15 protein-coding genes are annotated in these 15,932 nt (G+C 70.6%); 4 read left to right on the forward strand and 11 right to left on the reverse strand.

The annotated features are described in order from the left end of the window. Positions 1-19: 19 nt before the first annotated feature. From FN829_RS03785 to FN829_RS03795, 3 genes are all read right to left on the reverse strand, one after another. Positions 20-253, reverse strand: a complete 234-nt coding sequence (locus tag FN829_RS03785) for a YgaP family membrane protein (RefSeq protein ID WP_142985671.1) — start codon at positions 251-253, stop codon at positions 20-22. A gap of 129 nt (positions 254-382) precedes the next feature. Beyond that, the gene (locus FN829_RS03790; protein ID WP_142985672.1) at positions 383-814 is read right to left on the reverse strand and encodes a universal stress protein; all 432 of its coding nucleotides are present in this window, start codon (positions 812-814) and stop codon (positions 383-385) included. A 101-nt stretch (positions 815-915) separates the two neighbouring features. After that, a complete protein-coding gene (locus FN829_RS03795) occupies positions 916-1,416 on the reverse strand; it encodes a cupin domain-containing protein (protein WP_142985673.1) in 501 nt (166 codons plus the stop codon). A 56-nt stretch (positions 1,417-1,472) separates the two neighbouring features. On the opposite strand from FN829_RS03795, the gene FN829_RS03800 reads away from it, so the two are divergent. Beyond that, positions 1,473-2,333 (forward strand): OB-fold nucleic acid binding domain-containing protein, encoded by an 861-nt coding sequence (locus tag FN829_RS03800; RefSeq protein ID WP_142985674.1) that lies wholly within the window; start codon positions 1,473-1,475, stop codon positions 2,331-2,333. A gap of 491 nt (positions 2,334-2,824) precedes the next feature. Here FN829_RS03800 and FN829_RS03805 read toward each other — a convergent pair whose 3' ends face one another. The 4 genes from FN829_RS03805 to FN829_RS03820 form a co-directional block, all read right to left on the reverse strand. Then, complete coding sequence (locus tag FN829_RS03805) at positions 2,825-3,841, reverse strand: NADP-dependent oxidoreductase (protein ID WP_142985675.1); 1,017 nt, start codon at positions 3,839-3,841, stop codon at positions 2,825-2,827. 76 nt (positions 3,842-3,917) lie between these two features. Then, positions 3,918-4,436: a GNAT family N-acetyltransferase gene (locus FN829_RS03810; protein WP_142985676.1), complete on the reverse strand. Its 519-nt coding sequence runs from the start codon at positions 4,434-4,436 to the stop codon at positions 3,918-3,920. Then, positions 4,433-5,707 (reverse strand): ornithine cyclodeaminase, encoded by a 1,275-nt coding sequence (locus FN829_RS03815; RefSeq protein WP_142985677.1) that lies wholly within the window; start codon positions 5,705-5,707, stop codon positions 4,433-4,435. The genes FN829_RS03810 and FN829_RS03815 overlap by 4 nt, the downstream gene beginning before the upstream one ends. 111 nt (positions 5,708-5,818) lie before the next feature. Beyond that, entirely contained in the window at positions 5,819-7,651 is a 1,833-nt protein-coding gene (locus FN829_RS03820; RefSeq protein WP_142985678.1) for a site-2 protease family protein, read from the reverse strand. Between the two features lie 146 nt (positions 7,652-7,797). Between FN829_RS03820 and FN829_RS03825 the strand changes: the two genes are divergently transcribed. Beyond that, positions 7,798-8,037 (forward strand): hypothetical protein, encoded by a 240-nt coding sequence (locus FN829_RS03825; protein WP_142985679.1) that lies wholly within the window; start codon positions 7,798-7,800, stop codon positions 8,035-8,037. A gap of 113 nt (positions 8,038-8,150) precedes the next feature. On the opposite strand, the gene FN829_RS03830 is transcribed toward FN829_RS03825, so the two are convergent. From FN829_RS03830 to FN829_RS03840, 3 genes are all read right to left on the reverse strand, one after another. Then, positions 8,151-9,884, reverse strand: a complete 1,734-nt coding sequence (locus tag FN829_RS03830) for a methyl-accepting chemotaxis protein (protein WP_142985781.1) — start codon at positions 9,882-9,884, stop codon at positions 8,151-8,153. Between the two features lie 156 nt (positions 9,885-10,040). Continuing rightward, a complete protein-coding gene (locus tag FN829_RS03835; RefSeq protein ID WP_142985680.1) occupies positions 10,041-11,024 on the reverse strand; it encodes a 5,10-methylenetetrahydromethanopterin reductase in 984 nt (327 codons plus the stop codon). Between the two features lie 16 nt (positions 11,025-11,040). Continuing rightward, positions 11,041-11,796 carry a coenzyme F420-0:L-glutamate ligase gene (locus tag FN829_RS03840; RefSeq protein ID WP_142985681.1) on the reverse strand — a complete coding sequence of 252 codons (756 nt, stop codon included), beginning with the start codon at positions 11,794-11,796 and terminating at the stop codon, positions 11,041-11,043. Positions 11,797-12,307: 511 nt separating this feature from the next. On the opposite strand from FN829_RS03840, the gene FN829_RS03845 reads away from it, so the two are divergent. Further along, the gene (locus tag FN829_RS03845) at positions 12,308-12,811 is read left to right on the forward strand and encodes a DUF367 family protein (RefSeq protein WP_142985682.1); all 504 of its coding nucleotides are present in this window, start codon (positions 12,308-12,310) and stop codon (positions 12,809-12,811) included. A 187-nt stretch (positions 12,812-12,998) separates the two neighbouring features. Here FN829_RS03845 and FN829_RS03850 read toward each other — a convergent pair whose 3' ends face one another. Next, positions 12,999-13,361 (reverse strand): DUF5518 domain-containing protein, encoded by a 363-nt coding sequence (locus FN829_RS03850; protein ID WP_142985683.1) that lies wholly within the window; start codon positions 13,359-13,361, stop codon positions 12,999-13,001. 146 nt (positions 13,362-13,507) lie between these two features. On the opposite strand from FN829_RS03850, the gene FN829_RS03855 reads away from it, so the two are divergent. Continuing rightward, positions 13,508-15,925, forward strand: a complete 2,418-nt coding sequence (locus FN829_RS03855) for a heavy metal translocating P-type ATPase (RefSeq protein ID WP_142985684.1) — start codon at positions 13,508-13,510, stop codon at positions 15,923-15,925. Positions 15,926-15,932: the final 7 nt, after the last annotated feature.

A 15,932-nucleotide genomic window follows, 5' to 3' on the forward strand; every position in this document is an offset into this window, starting at 1 on the left:
GGTTCGGCGGGCGAGACGATCAGCGCGTCTCGCCGGGCGAAACGGAACAGGTGTCGATCCCGAGAAGTGAGTACAACCCGCACGTTCCGGTCGCGGCGGTGGCGAGCATGACGAGCGAGACGACGCCGAGGACCGGCGACGCGATCGCCGGAAGCGGTCCGGCTCCGGCGACCGTCGCGAGCGAGGCCGTTCCCAGCACAGCACCGATGAGCGTCCTGACGAGCTTGTCCGTGCTGCCGACGTTCTTGTCCATACCGTACATTACCGACGCCACGGACTAAAGCCTATCGACGGTCCTCACGGTGGCGTCGGTGTAGATTTCGGTTTCGGAGACTCGAGGCGGCCCTTCGGAGATCACCGGAGGGCCGTCATCGGAGGACCGTCATCGTATGACCGTCACCGGGACGACCGCCTTGTCGACGACGCTCTTCGCGACGCTGCCGACGACCTGTTCGCGCTCCTCGGAGAGGCCGCGGTGACCGACGTAGATCGCGTCGGCAGCGGTCTCGTCCGCGAACTCCGTGATCGCGTCCGCCGGGCGGCCGGTGAGTAACTGCGTCTCGACGTCGATCTCGGCGCCTTCTCCGTCGGCGACGTCGACTGCGACCGACCGCGCGTTCTCGAGGACGCGCTCGCCCTCCTCGACGGCCGCCTCCTCGCCCGGGAGGACGAGCATGCCGTCGATCAGTTCGGAGTCCGGCGTCAGCACGTGCGCGATCACGAGCGTGGCGTCGAACGCGACCGCCTGACGCGCGGCGTACCGGACCGCTTCGTCACCCAGCGTGGACCCGTCGGTGGCTATGAGGTAACGCATATCCGGAGGTTCCGCCGCGACCGACATAACTCCTGTCGAGCGTTCCCGTGTCGTGACTCTCCGCGGGTCGTCGCTCTCCCCAGGTCGCGTTCCACCTTCCGCTACTCTCCGTCCCAGTAGCCGACGTCCGCGTCGGCGTCGTAGTACCCCTCCAGCGAGCGTTCCTCCCGCCCGCCCGGCGGCGATCCCACGAACACGCCGAACGTCTCCGAGTCGGGATAGACAGTTACGTCCGGCTCGACCATCGTCGAGACGGCGAGGTAGCGGAGGACCCCCTCGGAGTCGTTGATCACCCGGTGGCCCCCGGACTCGTCGGCCGGGAGCGCGACGTACGTACCCGGCGTGAGGTCGTGGACCTCGTCGTCCGGATCGTCGGTCCCCGTCGCCAGCCGGATCGATCCGGTTCCCTCGAGGACGTAGATCGCCTCCTCGTTCGCGGTGTGGTAGTGGAACGGCCACGACTTGTGACCCGCGGGCAACTCGTACAGGCTACATCCGAGTGCGTCGCCGCCGGCCGCTTCGCCCAACTGTTTCCGCTTGAACCGTGCCTCGCCGCGATCGGTCTCGGTCCACTCCAACTCGGCCTCGTTGACGCGTCCCATGGTCCGTCAACGGAACCGGACGCAATAGTTTCGGGGGGAAAAACCGACACGGCGTCGTGGATGTTTATCACCGACCCGTCCGAACCGCTCGACGTGATCCCCTCCACGACTCGACCCACGAATCGACGATCCACACGCGCGTCCGCTACGACGCTCCCGCACTCCCCCGCCACCAGCCGATGTATCTAACTCTCCTCGGGGCCCTCTTCGCCGGGCTCGGCCTCGCGATGGCGTGGTACGGGCTCCGGCCGCTCGCGGTGCTCCCGCGGCTCCTTCGAGCCGAGGTTCGGCGACCCGAGGCGGTGACGGACGCCGACGACGGGGAGTTCGTGGCGGTCCGCGGAACCGCCCGCGCCGCGGGAGAGACGGTCTCGGCACCGTTCACCGGATCCGACTGCCTCGGATTCGAGTTCGAGGTGACCGAACGACAGCCGTTCGCGGTCGGGATCCCGTGGCTCGACGCCCGCCTCGACGACGGGGTCGCGACGAGGTCGTTCGCGCTGGAGGGCCCGGACGGGTCGAACGGGCGTCTCGCCGTCCGCCCGTCGCCGCGGCGGTTCGCGCTCGACACGGCGTCGACGGTCGTCGGCGTCGGCGCGAAGGAAACGCTTCCGGACCGGATCCGCCAGTTCGTCGACGCCCGCGAAGGGCTCGGTCCCGTCGCCGGCTGGATCGCGGCGATCCCCTTCTTCGGCGCTCGTCGCTACGTCGAACGCCGGATCGATCCCGGGGAGACGTACCTCGTCGCGGGACGGGTCGAGCGTGAGGAGGGAGGGAGCCTCGGGCTCACGGGTGATCTCATGATCACCGACCGGTCGGTTCGTGGGCTCGCGCTCTCGCGGCTGTGGCGGGCCACGTTCCCGCTCCTCGCTGCGGCCGTGTTCGTCGCCGTCGGACTGTGGGCGATCGCGGCGTGAGTGTGTGCCCGGCGGAGCAGTTCGCTCGGAGGTCGTCGTTGACGCGGTGAACACCGCCAAAGCCCAGCCGCTCGGCTATACTCTGGTGCCTGCGCGGGGAACTCCTCCAAAGCCCCAGCCGCGAGGACTCCTGCGCCTCGCTGCGCGCTTCGGTCGCTCACTTCGTTCGCTCCCTCCAGTGCTTACGTCGGCGGAGTTCGTCCTCGCGGCTGCCCCTTTGAATCCCGCCCAGCACAGCACCGCACCTCACGCCTCCCCAGCCTCGCGGTTCGCGCTCTCCGAGCGCTCACCGCGTCCCTCGCGTGCTGCTCGCGCCCTCTCGGGCGCTCGCAGGCGCAGGGCGAGAGCGAAGCTCTCGCTTGAAGCCGGCGACGCCACCGCATGTGAATCGGGCAGACCTGAGTAACTGAAGCAGCACTTCTCCCACGGAGGGCCCCGCGAAGCCATCGATACGTGGACGATCGCGGCCCGATCGGGAGCCCTTCGCCTGATCACTCCGGCGACGAGACCCGCACGACCTGCTTCCCGACGTTGTCCCCGGAGAAGAGCCCGAGGAAGGCGTCCGGAGCGTTCTCCAGTCCCTCGACGACGGTCTCGCGGTGCTCAATATCGCCGTCGGCGACCCAGCCCGCGAGCCGCTCCGCGGCCTCGCCGAACCGGGTGGCGTAGTCGCTCACCAAGAGCCCCTGGACCCTCGCGCGCGGGGCGATGAGGAGGGGGAGCTTCCGCGGCCCCGTCGGCGTCTCCTCGTCGTTGTAGTGGGCGATCTGGCCGCAGACGGCGACCCGCGCGTCGAGGTTGAGTTCCCCGAACACGGCGTCCGTGATCGGGCCGCCGACGTTGTCGAAGTAGACGTCCACGCCGTCGGGGGCGGCCTCGGCGAGCGCCGCGCCGTAGTCCTCGGCGGTCCGGTAGTTGATCGCGGCGTCGAAGCCGAGGTCCTCCGTGAGCCACTCCGTCTTCTCGTCGGAGCCCGCGAAGCCGACGACCCGACAGCCGTTCAGCTTCGCGATCTGGCCCACGACGGAGCCGACCGCGCCCGCCGCGCCGGAGACGACGACCGTGTCGCCCGGCTTCGGCTCGCCCACCTCGAGCAGGCCGAAGTACGCCGTCCGCCCGGGCATCCCCAGCACGCCGAGGTACGCCGGCGGGTCCGCCACCGACGGGTCGACGGGGGCGACCTCGTCGGCGTCTAAGAGTGCGTGGTCGCCCCACGTCCCGTTGCCGGTGACGAGGTCACCGGCGTCGTAGCGGTCGTCGGCGCTCGAAACGACCTCGCCGACGATCCCGCCCTTCAGCGCGTCGCCGACCGCCCACGGCTCCGCGTACGACTCCGCGTCGCGCATCCGACCGCGCATGTACGGGTCGACGGAGAGGTAGCGGACGCGGACGAGGAGGTCGCCGGGGTCCGGCTCCGGGCGATCGCGCTCTCGGAGGTCGAAACAGTCGAGGTCCGGCTCGCCGCGGGGCCGTTCGGCCAGGGTCCACTCGCGCGTGGTGTCGGTCACGCCCGTTCTTCGCGGTCGCGAGCCAATAGCCTTCGGGCGGCGGCGATCGGTCACGACCGCGCTCCGTCCACGCCGCTCAGTCGACGTTCTCCCCGACCGGCCGGGCGACCATCTCTCCCCACGACTCGAAGCCGTGGCGCGCGTAGAATGCCTGTGCGCGCTCGTTTTTCGGGTCGACGTCGAGTACGAGCCGGTCGAGCGGGAGGTCCTGGTCGGCGGCGAGCTCGAGCGCGGCGTCCATGAGGTCGTCGGCGACGCCGGTTCCCCGGTGATCGGGAGCGAGGTAGAGCTCGTTGATGACGGCGGCGTCCCATATGAACGCCAGCCGCTCGGGGAGACAGAAGACGTAGCCGACGAGGGAGGAGTCACTCGATCCGTCCACCGCGACGGTCACGCAGCGCGGCTCGTCTGCGACGCAGCGGTCGACCCACGCGAGCCACGCCTCGCGGTACTCGTCGGTGAGCTTTCCCGCATACGTCGCCGCCTTGTCGTCGCCGCCGGTGTTCTCGCCGAGCCCGCGCTCGAAGGCGACCTTCAGCTCGTAGAGCGCGTCGGCGTCGGTCGTCGCGTCGTAGGGGCGGAGCTCGATGCTCACGCGTTCTCACCCGCCTCCGCGACCGCCGCGTCCTCGTCGCCCTCCAGCACGAACTCCGCGAGCGTGGGCACGAACGTGCCGATGTCGGTGACCATGCCGACCGCCTGCGCGGAGCCGCGATCGAGAAGCTGCGTGACGGTGGCGGGGTTGATGTCGACGCAGACGGTCTTCGTCGTCGACGGGAGACAGTTCCCGACCGCGACCGAGTGGAGCAGGGTCGCGAGCATCAACACGATGTCGGCGTCGTGGGCCTGGTCGCGGATCGCGTCCTGGGCCTCCACCGCGTCCGTGACCGTGTCGGGCAGCGGGCCGTCGTCGCGGATCGACCCCGCGAGCACGGTGTCGACGTCGTTTCGCACGCACTGATACATCACGCCCTCCGTGACGATCCCCTCCTCGACCGCGGCCTCGATCCCGCCGGCGCGGATTATCTCCGAGATGGTCCAGATGTGGTGTTTGTGCCCCTTCCGCGGGTGTTCGAGCGTCTCGACGTCCATCCCGAGCGAGGTGCCGTACAGGGAGCGTTCCAGGTCGTGGGTCGCGAAGCCGTTGCCCGCCGACAGCGAGTCGACGTAGCCGGCCTCGACGAGGTCCGCGAGCGCGTCGCCCGCGCCCGAGTGGATCACCGCGGGCCCGGCGACGACCATCACGTTCCCGCCCGCCGCCTTCACCTCACGCAGCTCCGCGGCCACCTCGCGGATCGTCGACTCCGAGGGGCGCTCGGAGGAGACGCCCCCTTGCATGAACCCGAACGCGCCGCCGGACCCGCGGGGACGCTCCGGCGGGTTCACCCGGATGCCCGACTCGTCGGTCGCGACGAGGTCGCCCTCCTCGACGGCGTTGAGCACCTTGGTGTACGCCCGCGGCTCCCCGTCGGGACCGTCGGGGTCGACGATCAGCGCGCAGTCCATCTCGATCTGCTCGACGTCGATCCACTCGCCGTCGTACCGCACCTCGGTCGGGTGGTTCGTCGTCGAGTAGAAGTCCGGGGGGACGACCTTGTCGTCGGGGGCGGCGACGAGCGCCACGTCCGAGGGGTCCTCCAACACCGCGCCGTTCTGGTGGAGCTCGTGGAGGATGGCCTGGAGCGTCCCCTCGTCGTCGGCGGAGACGCGCATCCGGCAGTACGACTCGGCCTCCTCGTGGGTCCCCACGTCGAACTGCTCGACGTCGAAGGACCCACCGAGGTCCATCACCGCGCCGAAACACCGCTGCATCGTCCCGCTGTCGATGATGTGTCCCTCGATCTCGACGGTTCGCGAGTGGCTCATACGCCACCGTGTCCCCCCGCGGAGAAACCGGTTTCCCCTGCGGCCGACGTTGCTGTTGACCTCGTCGGCGACGGGGCTTCGAAACGGGCCGACGGTCCCCGCGGCGGCCGGTCAGATCAGCCCGAGCGCCGAGAGGATCTGGTTGCCGAACACCATCGACACCAGCCCGAAGAGCATGACCAGCCCGGAGGAGACCGTGATCGTCCGGACTGCCGCGTGCCGGTCGCCGATCGGGAGCCGGCTCACGACCGCCTCCGCGACCATCCGGAGGATCCGGCCGCCGTCGAGCGGGAACGCCGGGAGGCAGTTGAACAGCGCGAGCTGGATGTTGATCCAGCCGGTCCAGAACAGCAGGTTCGCGAGCAGGAACGCCCCGCCGCCGAGGAACGCGAGCCCGCCCTCGAGGACGTAGAAGTTGGTGATCCCGCCGGCGAACCCGGCGAAGTTGAACGGCAGCCCGAACAGGCTGCCGAGCGGGAGGATCAGCGTGACGAAGACGAGCCCGAGCGCGGAGTCCGCGAGTCCGCCGAGCGCGACGCCGTCGAGCGCGCCCTCGCCGCCGTCGCCCCCGAGCAATTCGAGGTACGCGCCGGCAGGGTACTCCGAGACGCCGACGTCGTCGAGCGCGAGCCCGCTCGTGCCCGGGAAGACGCTCACCCCGATGAACCCGCCCTCGCGGTTCGGGTGGGCGTCGAGTTCCACGTCGTAGGGGACGCGCTCGTCGTCGGCGGTGTACGCGACCACCTCGACGGTCGTTCCGGGCTCTCGTTCCCGAAGCGTCGACGCGAGCGCGTCGTCGTCGCGGATCCGGTCGCCGTCGATCTCCACGATCGTGAGCGGCTCGCCGACCGCCGCACCCGCGTCGTGGATCGGGCCGTCCTCCTGGACGCCGACGGCGTACGCGCCGATCGGAGCCTCCACCTCGGTGGCGTTCGAGCCGTCGACCCCCTCGAGTTCCACGGTCGCACGCTCGTCGTCGCCGACCGCGGCGAGGAATTCGCCCTCGGTCCGCACCGGCTCGCCGTTCACGGCGGTGACGACGGTCGGGTCCTCCGCCACCGTGACGCCGAAGGGGTTGCCGCCGGCGGACCCGATCGCCTGTAGCTCCCGTTCGACGGTGACCTCGCGCTCCCCGTCGCCGTCGTCGACGAGCATCGAGACGTCCGCGTCGGCGTCCGAGAGCGCGGACTCGAACTCGGCGGCGTCCGCGACCGGCTCGCCGGCGACCTCAACGATCCGGTCGCCCCGCGTCAGGTCGGCAGCCGCGGCCGGCGATCCGGGGTTCACCTCGCCGACCGCGTAGCCGGGCGCGACGCCCATCGCGCCGACGACCGGACCGAAGAGCAGCGCGAAGACGACGACCGTGAGGACGACGTTCGCGGTGACGCCGGCGGCGAACATCCGGGCGCGCGCGCCGCGGGACGCCTCCCGGGTCGCCTCCTCGTCCGGCTCGACGAACGCGCCGACGGGGAGGACCGCGAGGAAGACGAGCCCCATCGAGTCGATCTCGATGTCCTCGACCCGACAGAGCAGTCCGTGTGCCCCCTCGTGGACGACCATGGCGATCGCGAGCCCGCCGACGATCTCGGGCGCGACCGACAGCGGGAGGAAGTCGTTGACGCCGGGGATGATGAGGAAGTTCTGCGGCTGCTGGATCGCCGACGGCTGCGTGGCCGACAGCGCGGAGAGCCCCGAGGAGACGATGAGGACGAACGAGCCGACCATCGCGACGAGCGCGCCGCCGAGCCCGAGGTTCGCGACCGCGCGCCAGAACCGCCGCGGTCGGGCCAGTCGCTCGAGGAACATCCGCCCGCGACGGGTGTGGAGGGTCGTGAGCGGGCCGGAGACCCGCACGGAGTCCGGGAGGATCCCCCGGTTCCGGAGCCACGTCATGGCCGCCGTGTACGCGAGGACCCCCGTCAGGACCCACAGCACCGTGTTCATGTCGAACCCGTCAGAGTCGGCCGGGTGTAAGGCGTTCGGTTCGGTGAATCCGGCTCGACTGACGAGCCGAGGGCGATCGGTGTCGGTCCGTGCGGGCTCGACTCGCGAACTAAAACCCCAAGTACCCCCCCGACCAACGTCCGGCCATGATCGCGCTCATCGACTTCGTCTCCCGGCTGGTCGGCGACGTCGGCCGGTTCGTCGACATCTTCGCGAACGACCTGATCCTCGGCGCAGGCGACCCGCTCTCGGCGCTTCTCGTCGTCGTCGGACAGGTATTGATCGTCGCCTCCGTGGCCGCGTTCGGCTACGCGGCGGTCGGCGCGCTCCTCGGCGAGATCGGCGTGAAACTCCCGTCGCTCGGCGGCCGCGGGCGGAGCGAGTAGACGTCGGGAAGCGTCCGGATCGCCGAGACCGGGCGATCCGCTGGCGTCGAATCGGTCCGTTTTCGACGTCCGGTCCGTTTTTGACGTCCGGTCCGTTTTCGACTGCTCCGCGATCAGTCGTCGCTCGAGGTCGACTGCGGTTCCGCCCGTTTCGTCGTCTCCCCCTCCGCCGCCGCGATCTTCGTCTCCGGTTCCGTCGTCTCCCCCTCCGCCGCCGCGATCTTCGTCTCCGGTTCCGTCGTCTCCGTGGGCACCGTGAACTCGTCGAGCGTCGCCAGCAGTTCGGCGGACCGATCGGCGAGTGCGTGGACGTGTCGGGTCACTTCCGAGACCGTCGCCGTCTGTTCCTCGGCCGCAGCCGCGACGGTTTCTGCCTCCGTCGCGGTCTGCCCGCTGACCGCCGCGATGTCGTCGACCATGTCCACGACCTCCTGTGTCGTCCGAGCCTGGTCGTCGGTCGCGTCGCTTATCTCCTGGACCGTCTCGTCGACCGTCGTCACGCCCTCGACGACCTCCTCGAACTCGCGGAGGGTGGACTCGATCGTGTCGACGCTTTCCGCCACCTGCGACTCCATCGCCTCCACGTCGCCGGCGGCCTCCTCGGAGGCCGCCTGGACCTCCTCGATCCGCCCGGAGATCTCGGCCGCCTCCCCGCGGGTCTCCTCCGCGAGCGACTTTACCTCGTCGGCGACGACCGCGAACCCGTTCCCGGAGCCGTTCGCCCGCGCGGCCTCGATCGAGGCGTTGAGCGCGAGCAGGTTCGTCTCCTCCGCGATCCCGTCTATCACGGAGGCTATCTCGTCGATCTCGCCGACCCGGTCGACGAGGTCCGCCACCGCGGCGGACACCGCCGCGATCCGCGTCTCGAGCGTCTCCAGCTCCGCGATCGCCTCCGCGGCCTCCTCTCGGCCCGCGCGCCCGCGGTCGGCCGCGCCGCGGGCGGTTTCGGCGGCGTCGTCCGCCGACGCCGCGATCTCCTCGACGGTCGCCGACAGCGTGCTCATCTCGCCGGAGACCGCCTCCAACTGGTCGGTCTGGGCGGCCGCGCCGTCCGATATCTCCTGGACCGAGCGGGCGACCTCCTCGCTCGCGCGGTCTACCTCGTCCATGCTCGCCCGGACGTCGTCGCTCGCGGCCGCGACGTCGCCGGTGAACGACTGGACGTCGCCGACGGTCCCGCCGAGCGTGGCGACGAGCCGGTTGTAGTTCCCGACGAGCTCGGCGTAGCGCTGCCGGTCGGTCGCCAGCGCGTCGGCGTCGATCGTCGCCGTGAGGTCTCCGTCCTGTGCGCGCTCCGCGGCATCTCCGAAGGCGTCGACGAGCGACTCGAGCTCCGTCGTGTACGCCTCGAGGTTCGCTGCCATCTCCGAGAGCGACTCGCCGAAGGAGCCGGGAACCTCCTCCTCGAGCGCGGGGTCGTCGAACGCCTGAGCGGCGAGCGCCTCCGCCTGCGACGACACGGTTCCGAGGTAGCGCTGGACCTCGGTGAAGGAGTTCACGAGGCTGCCGATCTCGTCGGGCTGATCGCTGCCGGCGAGCGCGGTGCCGGCGTCTCCGATAGTTCCGGCTCCCGCCTCACCTCCGCCACCGCCGACGTCCCCGGCCGCTATCGCGTCCGCGCCGGTCTCCAGCTCTCGGAGCGGAGCGACGAAGTCGCGTCGCACGATGAGGAGGGTGTTGTAGATCGCCACGATCGCGCCGAGGAACAGGGCTCCCGAGACGACGTACGAGAGCGGGCCGGCGAACAGGAACGGCGTGAGGAAGATCGCGACGGTGACGAGGAACTGGATCCCGACCGCGGTGACGATCTTCCGCTCCATCGACTTCGAGATCCCCAGCCGGTCCATCGTTCCCCAGAGGAGCGACTCGTACCGGTCCCGGATCCCGGCGCGTCGCTGTCGTGCGGTCGACATACGGGACGTTCGACGGAACCGGGTAATGAACCTCACCCCGAGGTTATCAGGCTCGATTCTCGATTTTCGAACCGTGAGAATCCGGCGGGGTCAAAACGGGCCGCCGACGGCGTCTGCGGCGAGGTCGACGCCGGCCTCGAGGTCCGGGCCGAGCGGCGACCCGACGACCAGTCCGTCCGCGTGTTCTGCCACCGCGCTCGCACGATCGTGGACGGTTTCGGGCGTCCCCGCCATACAGAACGCGTCGATCATCTCGGGGGTCACCCGCTCGAAGGCGGCGGAGAAGTCGCCGGCGGAGACGTGCTCGCCGATCGCCGCGGCGGCGTCGCGGTCGATCCCGTGGCGCTTCAGGACGGGCGGGGCCGCGCCGCCGGCGATGAACGCGACCGGGGGACGGGCCGCCTCGCGGGCCGCCTCGCCGTCCTCGGCGACCGAGACGGCGGCGTAGGCGATCAGATCGAAGTCGCCCCGCGAGTCGGGCCGGTCGGAGAGCCCGTCGTCGACCTGCTCGCGGGCCCACGCGAGGTCCTTCGGGTGCGAGCCGTTGTACAGCAGGCCGTCGGCGTGTTTCGCCGCCATCCGACACATGTGCGGCCCCTCGCCGCCGACGTGGACCGGAATCGACGCGCCCTGCGGGGGCTCGTAGTTGAGTCCCGCCTCGCTGGCGTCGAAGGTCCCCTCGTGGTCGACGCGCTCGCCGGCCCATAATTTTTGAGCGGTCTTGAACGCCTCCAGGACGGAGCGGAGCCCGCGCTCGTCCTCGAGGCCGAGGTTCCGCAGCGTCGAGGGGTCGCCGGGTCCGATCCCGAAGACGGCGCGCCCATCTGACAGTTCGTCGAGGGTGGCGACCTGCGAGGCGAGCGTCACGGGATGGGTCTCGTAGGGGTTGGCGACGCCGGGGCCGAGCCGGACTGACTCCGTGGCGGTCGCGAGCCGCGAGAGGACCGCCCACGGGTCGCGGTTGTTGTAGTGACACGTCGAGTAGACGGCGTCGTAGCCGGCGTCCTCGGCGCGGACGCCGAGGTCGACGATGCGGTTCGGGTCGTGTTCGGGGGTGAGTTCGATGCCGAGCATTGGTGGTGTCGCGTGGCTACGCCTCGTAGTTCCAGTCGCGCAGTGCCTGCCGGACGAAGTCGCCCTCGACCTCGCGGAAGTGACTGTCCGAGCCGTCGTGGTCGCCGAACGCCCAGTCGCGGACGACGATCACGGGGGTGCCGCCGTCGCCCTCGCCGGCCACGAGGTTGGCGGCCGACGCGAGCTCGTCGATCACGTTCTGGACGGTGACGCCCATCTCGCGGCCGTCGCGGTCGTGCTCGCCGCGCCAGTCGCGGCTCGCCGGCATGCCGTCCCAGCCGATCGCGACCCCGCGCTGGCCGTGGCGGAACGGTCGGCCGCAGGTGTCGGTGACGATCACGCGGTCGGCCGCGAGCCCCTCGCGTATCCGCGCCGCGCTCTCGGAGGGACGCTCCGGGAGCAACAGCAGGTCGCCGCCGGGGACGTTCGACCGGTCGATGCCCGCGTTGACGCCGACGTGGCCGAAGCGGGTCGCCGTGAGCAGGAACGGGGCCTCCATGATCAGCTCCGTCGACTCCTCGAGGACGGCCTGCGCGAACCGGGGGTCCTTCTCCTCGCCGGATATCTCGGAGAGCCGGTCCGCGATCTCTCGGGCCCGCGGGCTCGCCAGGAAGTCGTCGAGGTCGAAGGTGCGCCCCTCGGCCTTGGAGACGACGGTGCTGGCCACGACGACGACGTCGTCCTCGCGGAGGTCGACGCGCTCGTCGACCATGGCCGCGAGGTCGTCTCCCTTCCGGATCTCCGGGAGGTCCGGGACGGCGAACAGCTCCATACGCCATCCTGCGCGTCGGCGAAGAAAAACCCCGCCGGTACCGGGGGCGCTTGACGGTACCCAGTGAACCGGATCCGGCGACAGAAGAACATACAAACAGACGCGGTGGCGTGCGCCGGCGAGCACCGCGAAGCGGTGCGAGCCGCCCGCACGAGGGAGTCGACTGGCCGGAGCGAAGCGGAGGACAGTCGACGAGGCTGGGGAGGCGTGAGGTGCGGGGCGGTGCTGTGCGGGGCGGTGCTGTGCGGGGTGGGACTCGAAGGGGCAGCCGTGAGGCGGGCGCAGGCGACGCAAGCACTGGAGAGAGTGAGCGAAGCGAACGACCGAAGCGCACAGCGAGCGTGCGCCCGCCTCACGGCTGGGGCTTTGGAGATCGTCACCGCGCTAGCACTCGTGTACAGCCGAGCGGTTGGGGCTTTAGACGTGTCTCTCACCCTCGTCTCCCTCTCGAGATGTGACCGTGCTCTCCCGCTCCGCACACCTTATAAACGACTCCGCCGATCTCGTACTTGTGGACCTCCACGTCCGGTACGAGGGTGACGACGACCCCGACAAGTGTACGGCCCGGAAGCTCGCGCGCTTCGATCTCGCGGAACTCCATCGATCGGACCGTTCCACCCCGTACGGGGTCGTCCTCAACCCGCACGCCGAGCGGGCGCTCTCGCCGGCGGACGCCGACCTCGCCCGCGAGGAGGCGCTCGTCGCGCTCGACTGCTCGTGGGAGTCGGCGGGCGAGAAGCAGTTCACCCTACCGGGCGAGCACCGCGCGCTCCCGTACCTCGTCGCCGGAAACCCCGTGAACTTCGGCCGGCCGATGCGGCTCACGACCGTCGAGGCGTTCGCGGCCGCGCTCTCGATCCTCGGCGAACCGGATCACGCCGAGCGGGTCATGGCGAAGTTCACGTGGGGTGAGACGTTCCTCGAACTCAACGAGGAACCCCTCCGGCGGTACGCCGACTGCGAGGACTCAAGCGAGGTCGTCGCGATCCAACAGGAGTACCTCGACCGGGAGTGAGACGGTAGAGTATTCGACGTCGCTCGACGGGACGAAGCGAGAGACGTGGGTACGAGGGGGCATCTCCGAAGCCCCCGCCTCCCGGCTGCCCCTTTGCGTCCCACCCCTCTCGACCGCCCCGCATCCGCACCTCACGCCACCGCATGAATCAATTCTCGAAAGATCCGACGGAGCACCGTTCCGGACTTCACTCCCCGAGGACGCCGCCGATCGCGCCCGCGAGCGCGGAGTCGATCGCGAACAGGAACGTGAGGAAGAGCCCGACGACGAGAACGCCAGCGCCGCCGAGCAGTCCGCCGAGCGGGCCGCCGGCGAGCCCGACGAGGCCCCCGAACGCCGCGAGCAGCAGCGTGACCACGATCCCGCTCACGGAGCCGGCGAGCAGGCCGTGCCACGTGCCGGAGAGCAGGCCGCCGCCGGCGACGTAGCCCGCGACGAAGCCGCCGATCAGTCCCGCACCCACGTGCCCGACCACGGGCGCGAACGTCGCCAGCAACCCGGCGATCACCATGACGACGAACCCGTAGCCGACCGCGCGCCAATCGGTCATGTCCGACGATAGCCGACCGACGAATAAATACTCGCGGTCGCCGTGCCTAATTTATTAAAACATCACCGATAATTGTGAACTACTTATAAATAAATGGCGTAGGATGGCAGGTGGATTAATAACCGTCGGTCGGTTAGGCGTCACCAATGAACGAACGAAACGGGACGGCCGGCTCCGAGGGCGACGAGCCCGAAGCCGACGCCGCCGGCGCCACCGGTTCCGACGCCACCGGCGCCGAACTCCGACTCACCGTCCCCGACATGGACTGTGCGTCCTGTGCGGGGAAAGTCGAGGGGGCGCTCGACCGCGCGGGCGTCCTCGCGGTCGACACGCGGCCGACCACCGGGGTCGTGGTCGTAACCCACGACCCGGCGGTCCTCGACGCCGACGCGATCGTCGCGGCGGTCGAGGGCGCGGGCTACGCCGTCGCCGACGCGGACGCCGACGCGGTCGCCGACGACCTGTGGCGGAGTCCCCGTGCGATCGCGACCGCGATCGGCGGCGTCTTCCTCGCGGTCGGGCTCGTCCTCGAGTGGCTCCTCCCCGGAGTGAACCCCGTCTTCGCGACGGTCGGCGAGGGCGTCGGCGTCGTCGGCCCGTGGGAGGCCTCCGGCGCGTCGATCGCGTACCTGCTCGGGATCGCGGCCGCGGCCCCGCCGATCCTCCGGAACGGCTACTACTCGCTGCGAGGACTGAGCCTCGACATCGACCTCCTGATGTCGATCGGGGTGGTCGCGGCGCTGCTCATCGACCTCCCGTTCGAGGCGGCGACGCTGGCGGTGCTGTTCTCGACCGCGGAGCTGTTGGAGCGCTTCTCGATCGACCGCGCGCGCACCTCGTTGCGCGAGCTGATGGAGCTCTCGCCCGACGAGGCGGTCGTGATCCGGAACGGCGCGGAGGAGACCGTGCCGACCGCGGCGGTCGCGGTCGGCGAGCGACTCGCCGTCCGGCCCGGCGAGCGCGTCCCCCTCGACGGGGTCGTCCGCGAGGGATCGGGAGCCGTCGACGAGTCACCGATCACGGGCGAGTCGGTACCCGCGGAGAAGGAGCCGGGCGACGAGGTGTACGCCGGCTCGATCAACGAGGCGGGCTACCTCGAGGTCGAGGCGACCGTGCCCGCCGAGGAGTCCACCATCGCGAAGGTGGTCGAACTCGTCGAGGCCGCGGACGGCGAGGAGACCCGCGCCGAGAGGTTCGTCGACCGGTTCGCGGGCGTCTACACCCCGCTCGTCGTGACCGCCGCGATCGCGACGATCGTCCTCGGCACCGTCTTCGTCGGCGGCCCCGCCGAGACGTGGTTCGTCCGCGGGCTCACCCTGCTCGTGATCGCGTGTCCGTGCGCGTTCGTCATCTCGACGCCCGTCAGCGTCGTTTCGGGGGTCACCGCCGCCGCGCGCAACGGCGTCCTGATCAAGGGCGGCGAACACCTGGAGGCCGCGGGCGACGTCGACGCCGTCGCCGTCGACAAGACGGGGACGCTCACGACCGGCGACCTCGCGGTCACCGACGCCGTCCCGCTCGGCGGGACCGACACCGACGACCTCCTCGCGCGTGCGACCGCTCTGGAGCGACGGAGCGAACACCCCGTCGCGGAGGCGATCGTGGCGTACGGCGAGGAGCGCGACGAGATCGACGCCGAGAGAGACGACGCCGACCGAGATGTGACCGGTTTCGAGGCGCTCGCCGGGAAGGGCGTTCGAGCCGAGATCGACGGAGTGGCCCACTACGCCGGCAATCCGTCGCTGTTCGAGGACCTCGGCTTCGATCTGGGTCACGCCCACGTCAGGACCGACGGCGGGGTCCTCGAGAGGGTTGCGGAGACGAGCGATACCGACGGGATCGACGAGCCCGAGCCCTGCGAGCACGGGGAGTACCTCGATCTCGCCGGCGAGACGATCCCGCGGCTCCAGGCCGCGGGCAAGACGGTCGTCCTCGTCGGCACCGAGGAGCGGCTGGAGGGCGTCATCGCGGTCGCCGACACCGTCCGACCGGAGGCGGCGTGGGCGGTCGACCGGCTCCACGCGCTCGGGATCGAGCGCGTCGTGATGCTCACCGGCGACAACGAGCGGACCGCCCGCGCGATCGGCGAGGCGGTCGGCGTCGACGAGGTTCGCGCCGAACTGCTCCCGGAGGAGAAAGTCGATGCGGTCCGCGAGATCGGCGCGGAGAGCGACGGCGGGGTCGCGATGGTCGGCGACGGGATCAACGACGCCCCCGCGCTGGCGGCCGCCGACGTCGGGATCGCGATGGGCGCGGCCGGCACCGACACCGCCCTCGAGACCGCGGACGTGGCGCTCATGGCCGACGACCTGACCCGGCTCCCGTACGTGATCGACCTCTCGGTGCGCGCCGGGCGGACGATCCGGACGAACATCGGCGCGTCACTGGCCGTGAAGGCGCTGCTCGCCGCGGGCGCGCCGTTCGGCTACGTCACCGTCGCGATGGCGGTCATCGTCGGCGACATGGGGATGAGCCTCGGCGTCACCGGCAACGCGCTCCGGCTCGGGAACGTCGAGCCGGCGGAGCCGCCAGAGGCGACCGCGCCCGCCGAGACGGTCGAATAGCCGTCGC

This window comes from Halorubrum cibi (assembly GCF_900182635.1).
GTDB classification, from domain to species: domain Archaea; phylum Halobacteriota; class Halobacteria; order Halobacteriales; family Haloferacaceae; genus Halorubrum; species Halorubrum cibi.

What these genes read in the sequence shown, in the direction of transcription:
- FN829_RS03785 (WP_142985671.1), bottom strand. Translation starts at nt 253, where the DNA reads ATGGACAAGAACGTCGGCAGCACGGACAAGCTCGTCAGGACGCTCATC.
- FN829_RS03790 (WP_142985672.1), bottom strand. Translation starts at nt 814, where the DNA reads ATGCGTTACCTCATAGCCACCGACGGGTCCACGCTGGGTGACGAAGCG.
- FN829_RS03795 (WP_142985673.1), bottom strand. Translation starts at nt 1,416, where the DNA reads ATGGGACGCGTCAACGAGGCCGAGTTGGAGTGGACCGAGACCGATCGC.
- FN829_RS03815 (WP_142985677.1), bottom strand. Translation starts at nt 5,707, where the DNA reads ATGAGCCACTCGCGAACCGTCGAGATCGAGGGACACATCATCGACAGC.
- FN829_RS03820 (WP_142985678.1), bottom strand. Translation starts at nt 7,651, where the DNA reads ATGAACACGGTGCTGTGGGTCCTGACGGGGGTCCTCGCGTACACGGCG.
- FN829_RS03825 (WP_142985679.1), top strand. Translation starts at nt 7,798, where the DNA reads ATGATCGCGCTCATCGACTTCGTCTCCCGGCTGGTCGGCGACGTCGGC.
- FN829_RS03830 (WP_142985781.1), bottom strand. Translation starts at nt 9,884, where the DNA reads ATGGACCGGCTGGGGATCTCGAAGTCGATGGAGCGGAAGATCGTCACC.
- FN829_RS03835 (WP_142985680.1), bottom strand. Translation starts at nt 11,024, where the DNA reads ATGCTCGGCATCGAACTCACCCCCGAACACGACCCGAACCGCATCGTC.
- FN829_RS03840 (WP_142985681.1), bottom strand. Translation starts at nt 11,796, where the DNA reads ATGGAGCTGTTCGCCGTCCCGGACCTCCCGGAGATCCGGAAGGGAGAC.
- FN829_RS03850 (WP_142985683.1), bottom strand. Translation starts at nt 13,361, where the DNA reads ATGACCGATTGGCGCGCGGTCGGCTACGGGTTCGTCGTCATGGTGATC.
- FN829_RS03855 (WP_142985684.1), top strand. Translation starts at nt 13,508, where the DNA reads ATGAACGAACGAAACGGGACGGCCGGCTCCGAGGGCGACGAGCCCGAA.